Raw genomic sequence first — 18,208 nt, forward strand, 5'->3', positions numbered from 1 at the left:
TATAGACAATGAAAAATATTATCATAAGATCAATGGTTGTACTTGCTTTGTGTATGGTTGCAACATCATGCGGAAAGGATCTGCTGGACCAGAAAAATCCCAACTCCCTGGGCGCCGGAGAATTCTGGAAAACGGAGAGTGATGCACAGAAGGGTGTAAATGCTATTTACCATATGTTTTACCAGAACGGGGGATTTAACCGCTGGATCTATTTCCGGCTGGACCTTACCTCGGATGAAGGTTTTAGTAACAGCCCATGGATAGAACTGGCAGACTGGACCCGTTTTAACTATATTAACTATAACTTCTGGGAAGGCAGCGTAAATACTTTCCGTGATATTTACAAGGCAATTTTCCGTTGTAACCAGGTGCTTGCGAATGTTCCGAACATTGAGTTCACGGATGCAAAGAAAAAGGATGCATTATTGGCAGAGGCCAAATTCCTCCGTGCTTTCTATTATTACTATGTAGCCATCTTATATGAAAATGTACCGGTGGTAACCACCCCGCAATCACCCGCAGATGCGCCTAAAGCCGGAACACTGGCTGATGTTTGGGCACAGGTGGAGAAAGACCTTACAGAGGCTGGTGCAGCATTACCTGAACAATATACAGGCGACAATATCGGAAGGGCTACAAAAGGGGCTGCAATGGCGCTTTTGGGCAAAACATACATGCAGCAGAAAAAATGGCCGGAGGCTAAAACAGCCCTTGACTACCTGGTGACCGGGGCAGGTAAGAACTATTATGACCTGGTTGCTTTTGTTGATAATTTCCGCGCTAATAATGAAAATAACAAAGAGTCTGTATTTGAAATACAGTTCTCAGATGCCAACAAAACCGGTGAAGGGGACGGGCCTTCTTCCAATATGGGATGTAACAGGGCACAGTTCTTTGCACCGCGCAGCATAGGCTGGTCCGATGGCCAGGCCCGTTATTGGATGGTGGATGAATTCAAGAAAGAAAGGACCATCGATAACAAGCTTGACCCACGTTTACAGTACACATTATTCTATCCTGCGCTTGAAGCTGATTTTGGTAATAAAACGTATGGCCGTAGCTGGGAGTGGGGTGCTAATGAGGCCTGGTTCAAAAAATATTCCCGTGATTACTACCGTAATAACGAGGATTATTTCAGCGAGGTCAATGTTCGCAATATCAGGTTTGCCGATGTGTTACTGATGTATGCAGAAGTGTTAAACGAATTAGGGCAAACGGCAGATGCTTATCAGTATGTGAACAGGGTAAGGACCCGCTCCAATATGGCGAACCTCGCCGTTGCCTATCCGGCTATTGGTATTGATAAAACGCTTTTCAGGGAACGTTTAAAAGTTGAGCGGGCACTGGAACTTTGCGGAGAAAGTGTACGTTGGGCCGATCTGAAACGTTGGGGAGATCTTGATACGCAGGCAGCCGTTGATAAAGTAGCTGCACGCGATCCTGACTTTAAGAATTTTAAAGTGGGTAAAAATATCAGGCTGCCTATACCACTGTCAGAAATTCAGAACAATCCAAATCTTACAGGTCATCAAAATGCAGGTTATTGATGTGCGGCTTAATGAACCTTATTTTAACAGGTGTATTACTGGCTGCCTGCGGCAACAGTGAAGTGAATGGTCCTGCGGATAGTGTAAGGTCCCTGCCTTTCATTCCAGGGGCCAGGATAGCCTGGGACCATTCCACTTTGCAACAGGTGTCTGACCCTGCCAGTCCCAACAATTACAACGGGTATGCACGGATCAAACAGTTACAGGATAATTCGCTGATCGTCATCTATGAATCGGGTGGCAGTATCATGAGCCGGAAAAGTACGGATGAAGGGAAAACATGGGGTAATACTGTAATTGTAGCGGAAAAACCACCCGGCATCAATATGGCAGTGCCAGATCTGCTTGAATTGAAGGACGGGAGTTTGCTGGCGATGTATAATCCAAGGCCTCATGCCATTGATCCCTCCAGGAAATTTGGCATCCGCATTAAGAAAAGCTATGATAAAGGAAACACCTGGAAAGATGAGCAGCTGTTGTACGAAGCCGGGTACCAGTTTGAAAACGGATGTTGGGAACCTGCAGCAGTGCAATTGCCCAATGGGGAAATTCAATTGTTCTTTGCGAACGAAGGGATCTATACCAGTTCATCAGAGCAGAACATATCCATGCTGCGTTCCACAGATAATGGCGCCACATGGAGCAGCGATCCGCAGATCGTAAGTTTCAGGCCCGGTTCCCGCGATGGGATGCCGGTACCTTTGCTGCTAAAAGGCAAGTCAACCGTTGTTTTTGCCATAGAGGATAATGGATTTACTACATTCAAACCTTATACGATCCGAAATACTTTTTCGGAGAACTGGGCTTCCACTGTGGGAGCTTCCGGCAGCAACCGTTCATATGCATTGAAAGATAAGCTGAATGATCATATCTATGCCGGCGCACCATACATCGCACAGTTGAATACGGGCGAAACCATCCTTTCCTACCAGGCCCATGCAACCGATGGGCGTACAGAACCTAATGCCGTTATGATGGTGGCAGTAGGTGATGAAAATGCCACAGGATTTAACAGGGTAACAGAACCATTTGTAATTCCGGTGAACAGATCAGGTCAATGGAACAGTGTATGTGTTTTAAAGGACAATTCTGTAATTGCGGTTACCAGTACCAGGGCATTTTCCACATCCGGCAGAACAGAGGTCTGGATGATCAGGGGCCACATCATAAATGGGAATACCATTTTTGTTGGCCGGCAAACCAACAGCCAGGTCAATGCCGGCATCACGCATGATAATGAGCGTCTGCGTTTCCTGGCTAAAGTAAAAGACCAGCATGTAATTGATAATGAAGATGGGGTTACTTTTTTTATAGACGCACAGAATAAAAGCTATGAAAAACCACATACAGGCATATTTTCAGTGTCAGTATCGGCATCAGGCAATGTGGTTGTAAAAGAAGGGAAAAATGGTAGTTGGATTGCATTGCCGGATACTAAAGGCGTACAGGCGGTTTCCAGGAAAGGACCGGATGGTTATACCCTGGAAGTATCTGTACCATGGTTGATGTTAGGCGGGAAGCCGGGGGCTGGTGCCAGGATGGGTATAAACATTCAACTGAATGAAACGGAAACCGCAGGGCAGGCACCCATAAAAGAAGACGCAACAGGCTGTAATGCCAACGAGCCATTTAGCTGGCTATCCGAAAAATTATAATAAATGATCAGTATGAAAAAAAATGACAACAGGTTTTTATTAGCAGCAATGATGGTGCTGGTATCATTCGGTTTCTATCAATGTGCGAACCAGAACCAGAAAGCTGAAGAAAAACAAACAACAAACGGCATATGGCCAGTTGAAAAAGCAAATGAATGGTATAAGAAATGGGGCTGGCTTCGTGGATGCGATTTTATACCAAGCACCGCTATCAATCAGCTGGAAATGTGGCAGGCAGAAACATTTGATACCGCCACCATTAGCAGGGAGCTGGGGTATGCAGAAAGCATTGGCATGAATATCATGAGGGTTTACCTGCACCATGCAGCCTGGGAAATAGACAAGGATGGCTTCAAAAAGAGGGTTGCCACCTATCTTGATATTGCAGAACGCCATGGGATAAACACCTTGTTTGTTTTCTTCGATGATTGCTGGAACCCCACCTATCAAACGGGTACGCAGCCAGCACCCAAACCTGGCGTGCATAATTCAGGATGGGTACAGGATCCCGGAAATCTCTATAACGAGGATACTACCCTTGTAAAAGTACTGGAGGAATACGTGACGGATGTGCTAACCACTTTTAAAGACGATAAACGTATTGTGCTATGGGACCTGTACAATGAACCCGGGAACTCAAACAGAGGTGATAGCAGCATAGTACTACTGCAAAAGGTGTTTACCTGGGGCCGCGCGGTTAATCCAAGCCAGCCGCTTTCTGTAGGCGTATGGCGGAAAGACCTGAAAGCATTGAATGAGTTTCAGCTGAATAATTCAGACATCACCACCTATCACAACTATAACGGGCCTGAGGAGCACCGGGAGGTGATCGATACCTTAAGGAAGAGAACGGGAAGGCCTTTGATCTGTACAGAATATATGGCCAGGAGGAACAACAGCCTGTTCAGTAACATTATGCCGATCCTGAAAGCAGAAAATGTTGGGGCTATCAATTGGGGGCTTGTTGAAGGCAAGACCAATACCATCTATGCCTGGGATACCCCAATACCGGATGGCAGCCAGCCTAAACTGTGGTTCCATGATATATTCAGAAAAGACGGAAGCCCTTATAAGCAATCAGAGGTTGATTCTATAAAGATGTTAACAGGGAAGTAATACAAAAAAGCCGTATAGATCATGTGATCTATACGGCTTAAATATTATACACCTCTTTTCTATTTTGCTTCTCTTTGCACCAGGTATCTCTCCAGTTCCGCAGGAGTGTTACATCCTACCTGTGCCATCACTTGCGTCAATTGCTTTTTCAGGATAGCGATGGTATGGTCTCCGCCATTTTTTCCCATAGCAGCAACGCCGTACATAAATGTTCTTCCCATAAAAGTGAACTGTGCCCCGGAAGCAATGGTACGGGCAATATCCGGCCCGGTCCTGATCCCGCTGTCCATCATGATAGTGATCTTGTCCTTATACTTCGGTACAATCCTTTGCAGGGAGTGGATCGCTGATTCTCCGGCATCCAGCTGCCTGCCACCATGGTTGGAAACAATAATACCATCCAGGCCCAGGCGGATGGCCGCTTCCGTATCCTGCTCTCCGGCAATGCCTTTGATCACCAGTTTACCCTTCCACATATCCCTGATGGGTTTTATTTTTTCTTCATCCAGCTTGCCATTGAAAGTTGCGTCCATAAATGCACCCAGCTTCTGCATGTTAAGACCTTTAGGCATATAGGGCTTCAGGATCTGGAAAGAAGGTTGCCCCTGTATCAGTGTATTGATAGCCCAATGCGGCCTGCCCATAATTTGCAGGATATTCCGAAGCGTCATGCGCGGAGGCATGGCCAGTCCATTCCTGATATCCCGGGGGCGGTAGCCAAAAGTAGGCACATCGCTGAGTATCACCAGTACAGGGCAATGTGCTGCTTCAGCCCGCTGAATGATCTTGTCCCGCAGGGAGTTCTCGGCAGGGTGGTAGAGCTGGTACCAGGCACGGCCTTCGGTAATTTCACTGATCCGCTCAATGGTACTGGTACTTACTGTACTTAAGATGAACGGAATATTATTTTCAAATGCAGATTTAGCAAGGATTTCCGGGGAGCCTGGCCATATCAGCCCCTGTAACCCAACGGGAGAGATGCCGAAAGGTGCATCGTATACATGGCCGAAAAGTTCCGTTTTCATATTAACGGGTTGTTGTTTCGCCAGGTAGTTAGGGATCAGTTCCACTTCGCGGATCTCCGAAGTGTTTTTATAAAGATTAACATCTTCATTACAGCCGCCATCGAGGTATTCAAAGGCGAACTTCGGGATACGGCTTTTGGCTTTTTTGATCAGGTCGTCCATGCCGGGATAACGTGGATCGTATGATTGTGTTTTCATGCGATAAAGATAACCTCTCGGGGGAATGAGGAATGTAAGTGTATTCGCCTTAATTTGCACTATCTTCACATATATTGTCGCTTTTTAGGATTTTTTAATATCATTATAGTATCAATTGAATATTCATCTTTTAAAGATCCCTTTAACACAGGAGCATTCTTTCAGCGTCCGGTACGATGTGGTGCCGCATTTTTATGATAAGTGGCATTATCACCCGGAGATAGAATTGGTGTACATCATAAAAGGATCAGGGCAGTTATTCATTGGCGATAACGTAGGTCATTTTGAAAGTGGCGATATGTTGTTGTTAGGCAGCGGCCTGCCACATTTATGGCGCAGCGATGAAAAGTTCCTGAAGAAAGGCTCTTCCTTAAAAGTGGAGGCGATCGTTATCCATTTTTTACCCGGTTGTTTTGGCGAACACTTCTTTGCATTACCGGAAAACCAGTCCATTGCCAGGTTGCTGGAAAAGGCAGGGCAGGGGATCAGGATCAAAGCAACTGCAAAGGCTCGCGTAAGTGATATGATGAAGAAATTGCTGCCCGCCAAACGTGCGGAACGTATCATCGGGTTGATGCAGATCCTGCATACGATCGCTTTCTCTAAAGATACCAAACCGGTATGCAGCAAGGGGTTGTTGTTTGAATATAGCCCTATGGAAACAGAAAGGCTGAATAATATCTACCAGTACATCCTCAATAATTTTTCCAGGCAGATCAGCCTGCAGGAGATCGCGGAAGTGGCACACCTGAGTGAGCAATCGTTCTGCCGGTATTTTAAATCAAGGGTCAGGAAAACGTTTTCTGAGTTCCTGATAGAGATCAGGATAGGGAAGGCCTGTAAACTGCTGGCAGAAACCAATAAAAGCGTGGCAGAGATCTGTTACGATTGCGGGTATAACAGTTTCTCCAATTTCAACAGGCATTTTAAATCCATTACGGGCAAAACGCCATTGGCGCACAGGAAGTATTATATGGACAGGCAGGAGCCGGTTTTAGGGTAAAATCTTGCCAGGGATATGAATCCTATTCAACCGATTCGTTTTGAATTCAAAACGAATCGGTTTTTTTTTGATTATTAGCGTCCACCTGGCTCAATGGTTATATTGTCCTATATCACTCCTATATCGCTGTTCCAGCATTCCTATATCCCTCCTATGGCATTCCTATATCCAAACGATATAGGAATGCTGGTAGAATGATATAGGAATGAGCTTTCAGCGATATAGGGATATAGGAATCAGGGGATAGGATAGCGGTTTCCCGGAAAAGGGGGAAAAGGAGGGGAATTATCCTATTTTTAGGTTCTATGCGTTCCTTATCCCTCCTCCTGCTACTTTCCTGCTTAAACGGCCTCTTATCAGCCAAAGTGCTCCATACAGGTCAGGGGCAGCCTTATACAGATCTTACCGCTGCTGCAAAAGCCGCCGCTCCCGGCGATACCATCCTCGTACATACCGGTACCTACCGGGGTGATCAGTCTCTCGGCAGTCTGCAGGGGACAGCTAAAAAATGGATCTGCATCATTGCAGAGAAGAACGTATTATTTGAAGGAGGTACTGCTGCCTGGAGAGGCAGCGATCTGGCCTACCTGCACATAGAAGGATTTGTATTTGCCGGACAGACAGGCAACGGACTCAACATAGATGATGGTGCTACATACGAAACACCCACACATCATATCAGATTCCGCCAGTGTATTTTCCGCGATATGGCCGCTACAGGTAACAACGATCTGCTGAAACTTTCAGGGGCAGATGATCTTATCATTGAGCAATGTACCTTCCTCAACGGTTCTAAAGGAGGAAGCGGCATTGATATGGTCGGTTGCCATAACAGTGTTATTAGGCAATGCCGCTTTGAGAACATGGGGTCTAATGCCGTGCAAATGAAGGGAGGCAGCAGCAACATACGCGTGGAGGGCTGTGTATTTAAGCATGCAGGCAGCAGGGCTATCAATCTCGGCGGTAGCACAGGGCAGGCTTTTTTCAGGCCAGCTGACGCTACCTGGGAGGCAGCTGACCTGAAAGTTCATAGCAATGTATTTATCGGCGCAGAAGTGCCTATAGCCTTTGTTGGGTGTATCCGGTCAGAGGTAATGAACAATACGCTCTATAAACCAGGCAGATGGGCGATCCGTATTTTGCAGGAGAACAGGGATACGGCGCGTTTTGTGAAATGTAGCGATAATGTTTTCAGGAACAATATAATTTGCCTGGATGACAGAGTGAGTGTGGCTTGCAGTATTGGCCCCGGCACCGAACCGGAAAGTTTTACTTTCTCTAATAACCTCTGGTTTCATAAGGGTAACATTTCTCCACAATTACCATCTATAGAAAGCAATAGTATAACTGGCAAAGATCCGTTGTTCAGGAATGCGGATAAAGAAGATTTTGCTATAACCGGCAAAAGTCCTGCTGCAGGTACCGGGTACAGATCACAATACCCGCAGAAGGACCATGCCGGAAAAAAATTCTTATCTGCCCGGGCAATAGGGGCCTATGAAATAAAATAGTCACACTTATTTCAGCAAGGCCTTCAGTTTCTCTTCCAGCTCTTCTCCCCGGAGATTTTTAGCAACAATCTTTCCGTTAGGGTCGATCAGGAAATTCTGCGGAATGGCACGCACCTGGTAGAGTTTGGCAGCTGCATTATTCCAAAACTGCAGGTCTGATACCTGCACCCAGGGTAAACCATCTTTCTCAATAGCAGCAAGCCATGCCGCCTTTTTGCCCGGCTGGTCCAGCGAAACGCCCAGTACTGTAAAGTTCTTATCTGCATACGCATGAAAAGCTTTCACCACGTTAGGATTTTCAGCCCGGCAGGGTCCGCACCAGGAAGCCCAGAAATCCAGCAGTACATACTTGCCCCTGAAATCGGAAAGTTTAACCGGCTTATCGTTCACATCCTGCTGCGAAAAATCAGGAGCAATTGCCCCGATCGAAAGTGGTCCCAGATCATAGAGTGTTTTCGCAAATTCCCTGGCAGTTCTGGTACTGCGTACGGAAGGGGAGAGTGTTTTGAAAACTGGCTCAATGTGTGGCACATCTACATCTTTACCAGCCACTTCTATCAAAGCCTCCAGGCTGATGTAGGAATCCGGATGCTGACGGATAAAAACATATTTAAGTGAATCTGTTTCTTTTGCTGCCGCACGATATCCTTTCATCAGTGAATCCATAAATTTCGGGTCCTTTTTTTGCTGATCTGAAGCAGCGAGGTAGCTGGAATTGATACTTTGAGTTATCCGTTCCAGGGGAGGTAATACAACCTGTTTATAAAAGTGGTGATCACGGTTCACAGGCCCTCCTTTGATCTTGGCATTTTTAATCAAGTCATTGCCGGCAATTTCAGTAGAACCTTTTTCCAGGTAGAGGTCCAGAACATCTGCAGTTTTCTCCCATTTAGTGATGCCCTGCCCGCTATGATCAATGAGCACATGTACTTTCGAGGGTTCATCCAACTGACCGCTGAACCGGAAAGTATTTTTTTGTATTTCGGCAGAATCCAGTACCTGTTGATTAGTCCAGCCATAGTCTTTGATCAGATATGCCTTCGCCGGTTTTTTGAGTTTATTAAGTTTAATGGTCAGTGTGTATTCGTTGGATTGTGCAAACAGTGCTGCGAATAGAAGTAATACTTTCATGAAAATTCAGCTAATAGTTATAGAAAACAAACAGGACGGCGCGCGGCCATCCTGTTTGATGGATATGTTATTGTAAATATCCCGGGTTAGGGCTTAGGTTTGGATTTTGCAGAAGATCACCTGGCGGAATGGGCCAGTATGCCATGTAAGGCTGCCAGGTAGTAGGTTTGGTGGGAGCCACTGTAGCCATCACGGCATCAATGGTCCCCGTCCGCTTCAGGTCAAAGAACCGGTGGCCGCATTCTGTAAATAGTTCGGTTTGTCTTTCCTTATTAATGGCGGTAAGGAGAGTGGCTTGCGTACCTGCTGGCAAACCCTGCAGGCCTGCGCGCAGCCGCACAACATTCAGATCGTCTACTGCATTATCTTTATTTTGCATGGCCCTTGCTTCTGCCCGGATCAGGTATTGCTCTGAAAGCCTTAACATGATCTGGTATTCTGCGTTGGTGGCGGAAGACTTGTATTTACCAGGGAAATAATAGACTGTTGCAGGGGTTGTGCCAGATGCTGCTACTGTAGATGTACGCACCCAGTTGTTGAAACGCGCATCGCCAGGCTCAAAAGTATTGATCAGAAAGCTGCTTAACGATGCGTACACAAATGAAGACCCGGGAGTTTGCGGTGGTGTGATAATGGCAGGCATGCCGCCGTTGTAAAAAGCGTATTCATTAGTCACTTTCGGACTGTTGGTGGCCAGTGCCCAGATGGTTTCCTTACTGTTGGCGAGGAACACCTGGTTCAGTGGTAAGATACTGTAATCCGTGTTGCTGATAGTTGCCGTTGCCTGGGCTTCAGCGTTCACCCAGTCTTTTGCATACAGATATGCCCTTGCCAGCATGGCTGTGGCCACAGCCTTATTAGGCCGGAACCGGTTAGAGGTGGTAAGACCATAACCATTTTTGTATTCGTTGCTTAAAAGCGATTGTGCCATTTTAAGATCAGCGATGATCTGTTTGTATACATCTGTTTCCGGAGAGCGGGATAATCTATTGTTGATGGCATAATCGTTAGTAAGCGCCAGCGGCACCGGACCATAGATATTCACCAGGTAATAGTAAAAATAGGCACGCAGGAAATAGCACTCACCCAGCCATTGGTCCTGGTAAACCAGGTTACCCTTACTGGTGTTAATGCCGTCAATGGCTGTGTTCACCGTAAAGAGTTTTTTGTACAGGTCTGACCAGTTGCCGCTTTGCCCGCTTTGGATGGCGTTCTTGTAGAATACATCTGCAAAATTACCGGAAAGCAAACTGCGAAGTTCATCGGTGTATAAGCCAAGCGTATAACCGATGTTACCACTTGCAGAACCCTGAAAGGGTCCTGAATTATTCATTGTCAAATAAACTCCTGTGACAACCGTTGATGTGGTATTGTCACTGGAATATACATCTACAGCTGCGATGGTATTGGCTGGCAGCTGAGTGCCATCGAGATAGGATTCACAACTGCTTAATGCGATGCTGAGTGTAAGCAGGTATTTTGAAAAACTGAATATCTTCTTCATGTGAGTGCATTAAAGTGTTACATTGATTCCGCCGGTAAATACACGCAATGGGGGGATCACACCCGCGTTTAAGTTTTCAGGGTCCAGGCCCTCAAACTCAGATATGGTGAGCAGGTTTTGCCCCTGCACGTAAACAGACAGGTTTTTGAGATGCATTTTTTTACTGATCTCTGCAGGGAGATTGTAACGGATGCTCACATTCTGCAATCGTGCATAAGTTGCCCTGCTGTAGGCGCCGGTGCTATTCGTCAGCAGGTCCTGCCGGAAATAGCTGGTGAATTGTGTGGTCAGCTTAGGAATGTCTGTTACGTCCCCTGGCTTTTGCCAGCGGCGCAACCACATGGTAGAACCATTCAGGCCATATATTCCAAAAGGGAAAACGGTTTGGCCAAGGAAATTCTTGCCCATGCGGTTGGTGAAATTAAAAGAGAAATCCAGCGTCAGTTGTTTATAAGTAAAGCTATTTTGCAGCCCGCCAAAGTACTTCGGCGCCAGATCTATGAATTCGGTTTTATCTGCCTGCGTTAATCCGCCCGTAAAATCAGAAACATTGCCTTTAGCATCAGTGAAACTATAGTTCCCCGTTTGTGGGTTCACTCCGTTATATTTATAGAGTAGTATGCCGGTAACAGGTTTATTCAGTACATAGTTCGAATTCTGGTTGCTTTGGGTAGGTACCCTGAGCAGCTTGCTTTCAGGTAATGAAATATTGAACCTGGTAGACCAGGTGAAATCCTTTGTTTTGAAGTTAGTGGTGTTCAGGCTGATCTCCATACCGCTGGTGCGGATCAATGCATCTGAATTCAATGCATACCTGGTATAGCCGGTAACACTGGATAAGGGCTGCTCCAACAGTTGATTGCCTGCCCTGTTCTGGTAATAGCTAAGGTCCAATATGATCCGGTCTTTTAAAAAGCCCAGTTCAAGACCTGCTTCAGAATTAAAGTTACGTTCCCAGTTCAGCACCGGGTTGGGAAGTGAGTTAGGACCTAATCCCACCTTTCCATCATAGGTTCCGCCTATCACGCTATATGTTCCCAGGTACCGGAAATCGCCGATCGCATCACCACCCACAATGCCGCTGCTCACTCTTAACTTACCAAAGCTAAGCCATGGCAGATGATCGCTGATCAGCTTTTCCCCGCTGAAGATCCAGGCCAGTGCCGCAGAACCAAAATTTCCAATACGGCGGCCAGGACCGAATTTGGTGGAACCATCCCGCCGGGTATTGATGTCGATAATATATTTATTGTCCCACACGAATTTTATAATACCGTACATACCAATCGAGCGGTATTCAGTTAGATTATAATTGGTGGTTACACTGGAACCGACAGAAGGATTGTTCAGCAAGGCATCCGTTGGGAATCCTGTACCGGTGATGTCGTCAAAATAGGTGATCCGGTTGTTGATCTCTCCACCCAGTTTAACGCTGAAATCGCCTTTCTTACCAATAAAAGTACTAAACTCACCATACGGTGAAATAGTGAAAGAGCGGGTGTTATACTGATGTAAGATGCCCACGGTTTGTGTAGCAGCCTGTGTATTGCTGGGGTTGAATACAGAAGTGGGATAACCGATCAGTTCCTTTCCGCTGATGGTATTGTATCCGAAAATACTGCGCAGCGTAATCTTTTTAATCGGCCGGTAGGTGAGGGTTGCATTAGCGAGGAGATTACTTGTGCGGTTCTCATACAGCCTGTTGGCGTTACTTGCCGTTCCGCTGCTGTTGAGGTCGCTTCCAATGGCTGCCCAGTTAATGCTCCCGTCTTTATTATAGGGTGGTGGTGCATTGGGTGGTGTAAGCGCGCTAACGGAGAAGTCATAGGGCACCATATCATTTTTGGAGGAGAGATAAGTGCCGGTTAAGGCCATGTTGAATTTGTTGTTAGCCGTGGACGTATTTAAAGCAAACCGAAGTGAGCCATCCCTGTTTGTTCCCCGGTGCCGTTGTATGTTACCCATATCCCGGATGCTTCCGCTGATCAGGTAAGTTACGTTCTGAGCACCTCCACTGTAAGAAAGATTGGCATTAGTGGTCACTGCAGCCTTACCCATAAATTCCTTTTGCCAATCGGTATAACGGTCAGCAGGCCATGTGCCGTTCAGATCATTATCAGTCGGAGGTCCGGTAATATTATCATTCTTCAGCGCTTCCCGGCGAAGCATCAGGTACTGATCGGTATTGAGTAAAGAGGGAGTACGGCCATTGACAGATACGCCGGTGTAAATATTTGCGTTAAAAGATTGCTGGGCTGCCTTTGATCTTTTGGTGGTGATGAGGATCACGCCATAAGCTCCGGAGGAGCCATAGATGGCTGTTGCATCCACATCTTTGAGCACATCAATGCTTTCAATATCATTTGGATTGATGTAATTCAGGCCGCTGCCACCCTGCAGGAAATTTTGCGTACCATATGAAGTATTGGTGGAAAGTGGCAAAGTACTGCCGGGATAACGTACGCCATCCACAATGATCATGGGTTGTGTAGCCCCGGTGAACAGGTTGGCGGAGCCACGCATTCTCACAGTAAAAGCTCCCCCGGGCTGGCCGGTAACCTGCTGGATGAACAAACCAGGCACCTTGCCTTGCAATGCTTCCAGTACATTATTTACAGGATTCTTTTCAATGTCTTTAGAGGTAATAGTAGTAATGTTGCCGGCATTGAACCGTTTTGTGGTTGTGCCATAGGCTGTCACCTGCACTTCGTCCAATGGGGAAGTGCTTGCCGCCAGGTGGATACTGAGAGAAGAAGGATTGCCGGAGACCAGTTTGGAGGGACTGTCTTCTTTGGCAAGCTGGAAATTTCCGTTCACAAACCGGAGACTAAGCGGGGCAAACCCAACAGCGGAAATCTTAAGAACATCTCCCTCATTAGCATTAATAGAAAATGAACCGTTAGCGGCAGAAGTAGTTCCTTTATTTGTTCCCTGTATTATGATATTTACACCCGGCAAAGGCTGACCGGTGACAGAACGAATAATGCCATGCACAGGGATGAATGCAGGGATGGAACTTTCAGCGGCCGGAGTAGGTTGTTTAACCGGCATCGCAGAGCGTTTCCGGGAAACAAGGATAGTTTTGCCTTCAATTACAAATTCCACAGGCTGATCTTTAAAGACCGTTTCTAACAGGTCCCGCAAGGGCAGATCACGGACAGAGAGAGACACCGGCCTGGTATCAGCAAGCACTCCTTTCTGATTAAACAGCACATAGCCGGTTTGTTTTTTAATGGCAGTAAAAACTTGTTTTAAACTTAAGTCCCTGCCGGAAATAGTAACATTCTGCGCCCTGACGGCAGCATGAGCATGAATAAAAGCAATGGTTAATAAAAAGACAGTTAATCGCATAACCCTCATGATTTTGGTAAGCGTACGCCATTCCCCCGGGCGCATAGGTGCCCAATAGCATTTTTTTTGCATAAATTGCAGCAGATTTGGTTGTTAATAAATTGGTTGTAAGACCGTTTTTGATCAATTGGATCTATGTACCGTTGCAGCTAGTCCCTGTAACGGTTTTTTATTCATATACTATTAATTTTCTACCCTCTATACGAAAATGCAGTTCTGTTTTTCCGAGCATTACCAATAAACCATTTAACGAAACGTCCTTAGTCATTTCCCCTTCAAATTCAATATCAGGAATGCCTTTTTCATACACTACTTCAATATCATACCAACGTTCCAACTGGCGCATGATCTCAGCGAGAGAAGTTCCTTCGAAGTGGAACAAGCCATTCTTCCAGGCGATGACTTTATCTATATTGGCATTTTCAATGACTTTTATACCGGATGCACCTGTTATTTGTGCCTGCTGGCCGGGTTGAAGGATCACATTCCCTGATGTTGTTCCATATTGTGCAACACGCACAGATCCTTCCAGCAATGTGGTAGCAATGGCATTCTCATTTTTATAGGCATTCACGTTAAAATGTGTGCCCAGTACCTGGATCCCGGCTTTATTGTTTACGCTCACCATAAATGGCATTTGCGCGTTCTTCGCTACTTCAAAATAAGCTTCGCCGGTAATTTCCACTTCCCTTTCCTTACCGGCAAATGCCGTAGGGTACCGGAGCGAACTGGCTGCATTTAACCATACCCGTGTTCCATCCGGAAGGGTCACCTGGAATTGCCTGCCTTTAGGAGTCGATATCGTATTAAATACAATCTCTCCCGATGCGTTTTCAGCAGGATCATAGGCAAGTTGGCCATTCATTAATACGATACTGGCACCGTTCTGTTTAGCAACCACCCCATTGCCCAGGCTGTCCAGCACTACCTGGGAGCCATCAGCCAGTGTGAGAATGGCGCCTTGTTTGCCAGGTGATATCACCGTGGCTATAGCAGGCTGGGGCATATTTTTCTTTTGGGTAGTCCGGAAGTAAGCACCTGCAGCAAGCAGCAGGATGATGGAAGCTGCAGCCCAGCTCAGTCTTCTGCGGGGCAGGAAGCGAATGCGGTGTTGCACCCTGTCGCTGTTGAGGGATCGCTCCAGCAACGGCAACAGATCTTTATCCTGGGCGATATTCATGTCCAGTTCGCCTGCCATTTCTTCAAAAGCAGTCTGGAACGCCTCCTGGTGTTCCGGATCATGTAACAGATGCTGAAATTCTGCCTGCTCTGTTTCAGTAAGGCTTTTTTTCAGATATTGCCCGGCCAGGTAGTATATACGTGTATTATCCATGCTCTGTTAATAAGATGCGGGAGAAAATGAGTTGTCACTATCGTTTCTAAAAAAACAATAAAAATATAATTGCCGGTAACTGCAGGGAGTCCGGCAGAAAGCTGCGGATGGTGGAAAGGGCGGCGCTGATGGCATTGCGTACATATCCGTCTGAAAGACCAAGTTGAGCGGCTATTTCTTTCGTGGCCATGCCTTTTCCCCTGCTTAATTCATAAATGGCCCTGCGCTGGGAGGGCATAACCTCCAGGGCCTGCTTCACTGCAAGTTGTATTTCTTTGACTGAAATGGCGTGCAGGGCATGGTTAAAACTTGTGCCCTCCGGTTCAAGACTTTCCAGTTTACTATTGTATAGCGAAGTTTTACGGAGATATTGTAAGCACTCATGAATGGTGATCTTCCTCAGCCAGGCGCCGGGATGCTGTACCTCTTTTAACCGGTCCCTGTTCAACCATAGTTTTATGAAAACTTCCTGCATCACCTCCTGTTTTGCCGGTCCGCTATGAAGCATCCGCAAAGCAATTGTAGCTAAAGGCGTGGAGTATAGATTAAATAAGGTGGCAAAAGCTGTTTCGTTTCCCTCAGCAATACGCAAAAACAAATCCTTTTCACTATATGGTTGGTTAGATGACAATTATCTATAATTAGAAGATTATTCTGCGCAAACTATGGCAAAATTCCATAAGTAGGTAATTAAAAAAGGGTTTAGCAGCATTCCGCCACTAAACCCTTCTTATTAGAAAAAGATCTTTAGTCCTTCACAAAGGTTATATCCTTCACTGATCCGTCATTATTATTAACCGTCATGGTTACCAAAACAGTTCCGGATGGAGCGGTAAGCGGGTTGCCATTGAAAAAGCTTTTCACTGTTACGATCTTAGCAGATTTTAATACATCCGGCATCACTGCAGTACCAACTCCGTTTGCGGCAAAACCATAACCTTTTTTAGCATTAAAAGACTGGTTGAACGCCCTGTAGAAGAAATCGAGCCCGGACCTGAATCCAGCAGGAGTTGGAATGGCCGTTCCGTCTACTCTCAGGGAAACCAGTGCTTTTGACGGGTTCACTCTCATGAGGATGTTAGAGCCGTCCCTAAAGTTAACCGGTGTTTCGAGCGTTTTGTACAAGGTGGATTTTTTATTCGCATTGTTGGCATAATATCCATCTAATATTACAGTATCCGGTACAGCCCTCATTACCCTGAAATCAAAATCCAGCGCGCCGTTCTCCTTTAAAAGGGACAGCAGGAAACTGTTATGAAAAGTAAGGCTCAGTTGCACGGGACCATTCATATCAAATGCACCATCTGTTTCTTCTACATATATGCCCTGAGAATTAAAGCCCGGATAATTGGGTAATAAAGCCAGGGTCCTGTTTTTGAAAGTGATGTTGGCCGGGTTTTCCAGTATATCTCTCAGCTGATTATCAGGGTAAGGGGCAAAAGTATTGATCAGAGACAGTGCCTGGGAAGATTCTGCAGGTGTTAAGGTTCCGGAAGCCCGTAACTTTTGCAGATCTGCTACAATTCCGTCCGCGAATATAGAATAGATATTGGCGGTAGAATCTTTAAAGAACTGGAGCAATATGCTTGGAAATGTATTGCCCGTGAGGCTGCTGGGCATTTCCCAGGCCCAAAGCGCATCCTCATTATCCGTCAGTACCTTGAACGCGGCCACTTTATCTTTTTCGAAAGTATTGCCATCCGCCGGTTTGGTGTAGTCCAGCTTTTTCTGGCAGGAGAAGGAGACCGTGGCCATTACAGCCAGGGCTATCACTGCCGGTTTATGTAGTATTTTGATAAGTCTGTTCATAAAGAATAAATGATAGATTTTGAAATAGTTGAACAATAGTCTCTACTATTCATATTTTCTTTTCAATGCAATCAAACGGTCCCTTACGGATTGTTTGGTAAGATAATTCCTCAGTGACGTGATAGGAATGCCAAGGTCAGTAAAGTACTTTGTTACCAGCTGGTGTTTAGCCCTGGTGGTATCGTTCCTCATGTAAGTTGTTTGCATTTCCGCGTCCGATTTCCAGATGATGGTCTGTACGTACGTGGCAAAATCTTCATGTTCATTCTGCATGCCATAAGGGATATAGAATCCTTTGGAAATAGCGGTGGCCAATGAAACCCTGAGGTATTGGTTAGAACCCCGCAGGTATTCTACCTTAGATGGTTTTTCAAACCCTACAGGGATCTGGTGTTTGCTGTCCAGGTAATGGGTGTACTCATGGTAAATGAACCCGATCAGGCCTGCATCGTTCGGAAAGCTGGATGGCGCGGCATCATAGATAGCTTTCATATAATCCGCATCCGCAGTAGGTCCTGTAGCCCGGATCACTTCTCCAAAAGGAGTAAGCCCTCCCAGGGTGAGCCTGTTGGGTTGGATATTACCAGCCTGGCCGGCGGTAGATTCTCCGAAGTCTTCAGACCCTCCATAGTTGAGGCCGTTTCCTATCAGCAGGATCCTTACCGGTGTTTCCGTTTTGGATGTGAGGCGTGGGCCTGATACAGAGTCCATGGCTTTAAAGAAAAGCTCCTCCAGCAACTCAAGATAGGGGAGTACATCTTCTGCATTGGCAGGGTTGGCCACAACATCCGGCGCGTAGGCAAAGCGGTTCCATTTGTATTCAATGATCACACCATATTTATCGAAGATCTCTTTCTGTTTTGCTCCCAGTGGGGTCCGCGTATCAAATACAGGTGGCGGGTCCACTTCTGCGGTAAGCGCGGCTTCCTTTTTCCTACAGGCTATCAGCCCTATAACCAGGCAGATCAGGATCAGAGCAGGAATTTTATAGTTATTCATCGTAAAGCAATTTAAGTTCATTGAAT

The 18,208-nt window shown here is 46.1% G+C and carries 13 protein-coding genes; 5 read left to right on the top strand and 8 right to left on the bottom strand.

What is annotated here, in order from left to right:
* The first annotated feature begins 8 nt into the window (after positions 1-8).
* Genes BUR42_RS02980 through BUR42_RS02990 form a run of 3 tightly spaced genes read left to right on the top strand, consistent with a single transcriptional unit; the run spans position 9 to position 4,318 of the window.
* Entirely contained in the window at positions 9-1,547 is a 1,539-nt protein-coding gene (locus BUR42_RS02980) for a RagB/SusD family nutrient uptake outer membrane protein (protein WP_074237716.1), read from the top strand.
* An 11-nt stretch (positions 1,548-1,558) separates the two neighbouring features.
* The gene (locus BUR42_RS02985; protein WP_074237717.1) at positions 1,559-3,202 is read left to right on the top strand and encodes an exo-alpha-sialidase; all 1,644 of its coding nucleotides are present in this window, start codon (positions 1,559-1,561) and stop codon (positions 3,200-3,202) included.
* Between the two features lie 12 nt (positions 3,203-3,214).
* Positions 3,215-4,318, top strand: coding sequence for a cellulase family glycosylhydrolase (locus BUR42_RS02990; protein ID WP_234979598.1), 1,104 nt, complete (start codon positions 3,215-3,217; stop codon positions 4,316-4,318).
* Positions 4,319-4,377: 59 nt separating this feature from the next.
* On the opposite strand, the gene BUR42_RS02995 is transcribed toward BUR42_RS02990, so the two are convergent.
* Complete coding sequence (locus BUR42_RS02995) at positions 4,378-5,541, bottom strand: alpha-hydroxy acid oxidase (RefSeq protein WP_074237719.1); 1,164 nt, start codon at positions 5,539-5,541, stop codon at positions 4,378-4,380.
* 115 nt (positions 5,542-5,656) lie between these two features.
* On the opposite strand from BUR42_RS02995, the gene BUR42_RS03000 reads away from it, so the two are divergent.
* Together BUR42_RS03000 and BUR42_RS03005 are read left to right on the top strand one after the other, a co-directional pair.
* The gene (locus tag BUR42_RS03000) at positions 5,657-6,544 is read left to right on the top strand and encodes an AraC family transcriptional regulator (protein WP_074237720.1); all 888 of its coding nucleotides are present in this window, start codon (positions 5,657-5,659) and stop codon (positions 6,542-6,544) included.
* Positions 6,545-6,849: 305 nt separating this feature from the next.
* Entirely contained in the window at positions 6,850-8,055 is a 1,206-nt protein-coding gene (locus tag BUR42_RS03005) for a right-handed parallel beta-helix repeat-containing protein (protein WP_074237722.1), read from the top strand.
* A 6-nt stretch (positions 8,056-8,061) separates the two neighbouring features.
* Here BUR42_RS03005 and BUR42_RS03010 read toward each other — a convergent pair whose 3' ends face one another.
* The 7 genes from BUR42_RS03010 to BUR42_RS03040 all read right to left on the bottom strand — a co-directional run bounded on the left by BUR42_RS03010 (position 8,062) and on the right by BUR42_RS03040 (position 18,182).
* Positions 8,062-9,186: a TlpA disulfide reductase family protein gene (locus tag BUR42_RS03010; protein WP_074237723.1), complete on the bottom strand. Its 1,125-nt coding sequence runs from the start codon at positions 9,184-9,186 to the stop codon at positions 8,062-8,064.
* Between the two features lie 67 nt (positions 9,187-9,253).
* Entirely contained in the window at positions 9,254-10,690 is a 1,437-nt protein-coding gene (locus BUR42_RS03015) for a RagB/SusD family nutrient uptake outer membrane protein (protein ID WP_074237725.1), read from the bottom strand.
* Positions 10,691-10,699: 9 nt separating this feature from the next.
* On the bottom strand, positions 10,700-14,041 hold the full coding sequence (locus BUR42_RS03020) for a SusC/RagA family TonB-linked outer membrane protein (RefSeq protein WP_159442204.1): 3,342 nt from the start codon (positions 14,039-14,041) through the stop codon (positions 10,700-10,702).
* Positions 14,042-14,210: 169 nt separating this feature from the next.
* Positions 14,211-15,374 (bottom strand): FecR family protein, encoded by a 1,164-nt coding sequence (locus BUR42_RS03025; RefSeq protein WP_074237727.1) that lies wholly within the window; start codon positions 15,372-15,374, stop codon positions 14,211-14,213.
* A gap of 46 nt (positions 15,375-15,420) precedes the next feature.
* Complete coding sequence (locus BUR42_RS03030; RefSeq protein WP_084185331.1) at positions 15,421-16,005, bottom strand: RNA polymerase sigma factor; 585 nt, start codon at positions 16,003-16,005, stop codon at positions 15,421-15,423.
* A gap of 116 nt (positions 16,006-16,121) precedes the next feature.
* A complete protein-coding gene (locus BUR42_RS03035) occupies positions 16,122-17,183 on the bottom strand; it encodes a hypothetical protein (protein WP_074237730.1) in 1,062 nt (353 codons plus the stop codon).
* Positions 17,184-17,228: 45 nt separating this feature from the next.
* Positions 17,229-18,182, bottom strand: a complete 954-nt coding sequence (locus BUR42_RS03040) for a putative zinc-binding metallopeptidase (RefSeq protein ID WP_074237732.1) — start codon at positions 18,180-18,182, stop codon at positions 17,229-17,231.
* Positions 18,183-18,208: the final 26 nt, after the last annotated feature.

Origin of the sequence: Chitinophaga niabensis, assembly GCF_900129465.1 — a bacterium.
GTDB lineage: Bacteria > Bacteroidota > Bacteroidia > Chitinophagales > Chitinophagaceae > Chitinophaga > Chitinophaga niabensis.

Excerpts from the sequence above, each read along its gene's own strand:
- BUR42_RS02990 (WP_234979598.1), top strand. The coding sequence starts at position 3,215 with ATGAAAAAAAATGACAACAGGTTTTTATTAGCAGCAATGATGGTGCTG.
- BUR42_RS02995 (WP_074237719.1), bottom strand. The coding sequence starts at position 5,541 with ATGAAAACACAATCATACGATCCACGTTATCCCGGCATGGACGACCTG.
- BUR42_RS03035 (WP_074237730.1), bottom strand. The coding sequence starts at position 17,183 with ATGAACAGACTTATCAAAATACTACATAAACCGGCAGTGATAGCCCTG.
- BUR42_RS03005 (WP_074237722.1), top strand. The coding sequence starts at position 6,850 with ATGCGTTCCTTATCCCTCCTCCTGCTACTTTCCTGCTTAAACGGCCTC.
- BUR42_RS03025 (WP_074237727.1), bottom strand. The coding sequence starts at position 15,374 with ATGGATAATACACGTATATACTACCTGGCCGGGCAATATCTGAAAAAA.
- BUR42_RS02980 (WP_074237716.1), top strand. The coding sequence starts at position 9 with ATGAAAAATATTATCATAAGATCAATGGTTGTACTTGCTTTGTGTATG.
- BUR42_RS03020 (WP_159442204.1), bottom strand. The coding sequence starts at position 14,041 with ATGCGATTAACTGTCTTTTTATTAACCATTGCTTTTATTCATGCTCAT.
- BUR42_RS03010 (WP_074237723.1), bottom strand. The coding sequence starts at position 9,186 with ATGAAAGTATTACTTCTATTCGCAGCACTGTTTGCACAATCCAACGAA.
- BUR42_RS02985 (WP_074237717.1), top strand. The coding sequence starts at position 1,559 with ATGAACCTTATTTTAACAGGTGTATTACTGGCTGCCTGCGGCAACAGT.
- BUR42_RS03015 (WP_074237725.1), bottom strand. The coding sequence starts at position 10,690 with ATGAAGAAGATATTCAGTTTTTCAAAATACCTGCTTACACTCAGCATC.
- BUR42_RS03040 (WP_074237732.1), bottom strand. The coding sequence starts at position 18,182 with ATGAATAACTATAAAATTCCTGCTCTGATCCTGATCTGCCTGGTTATA.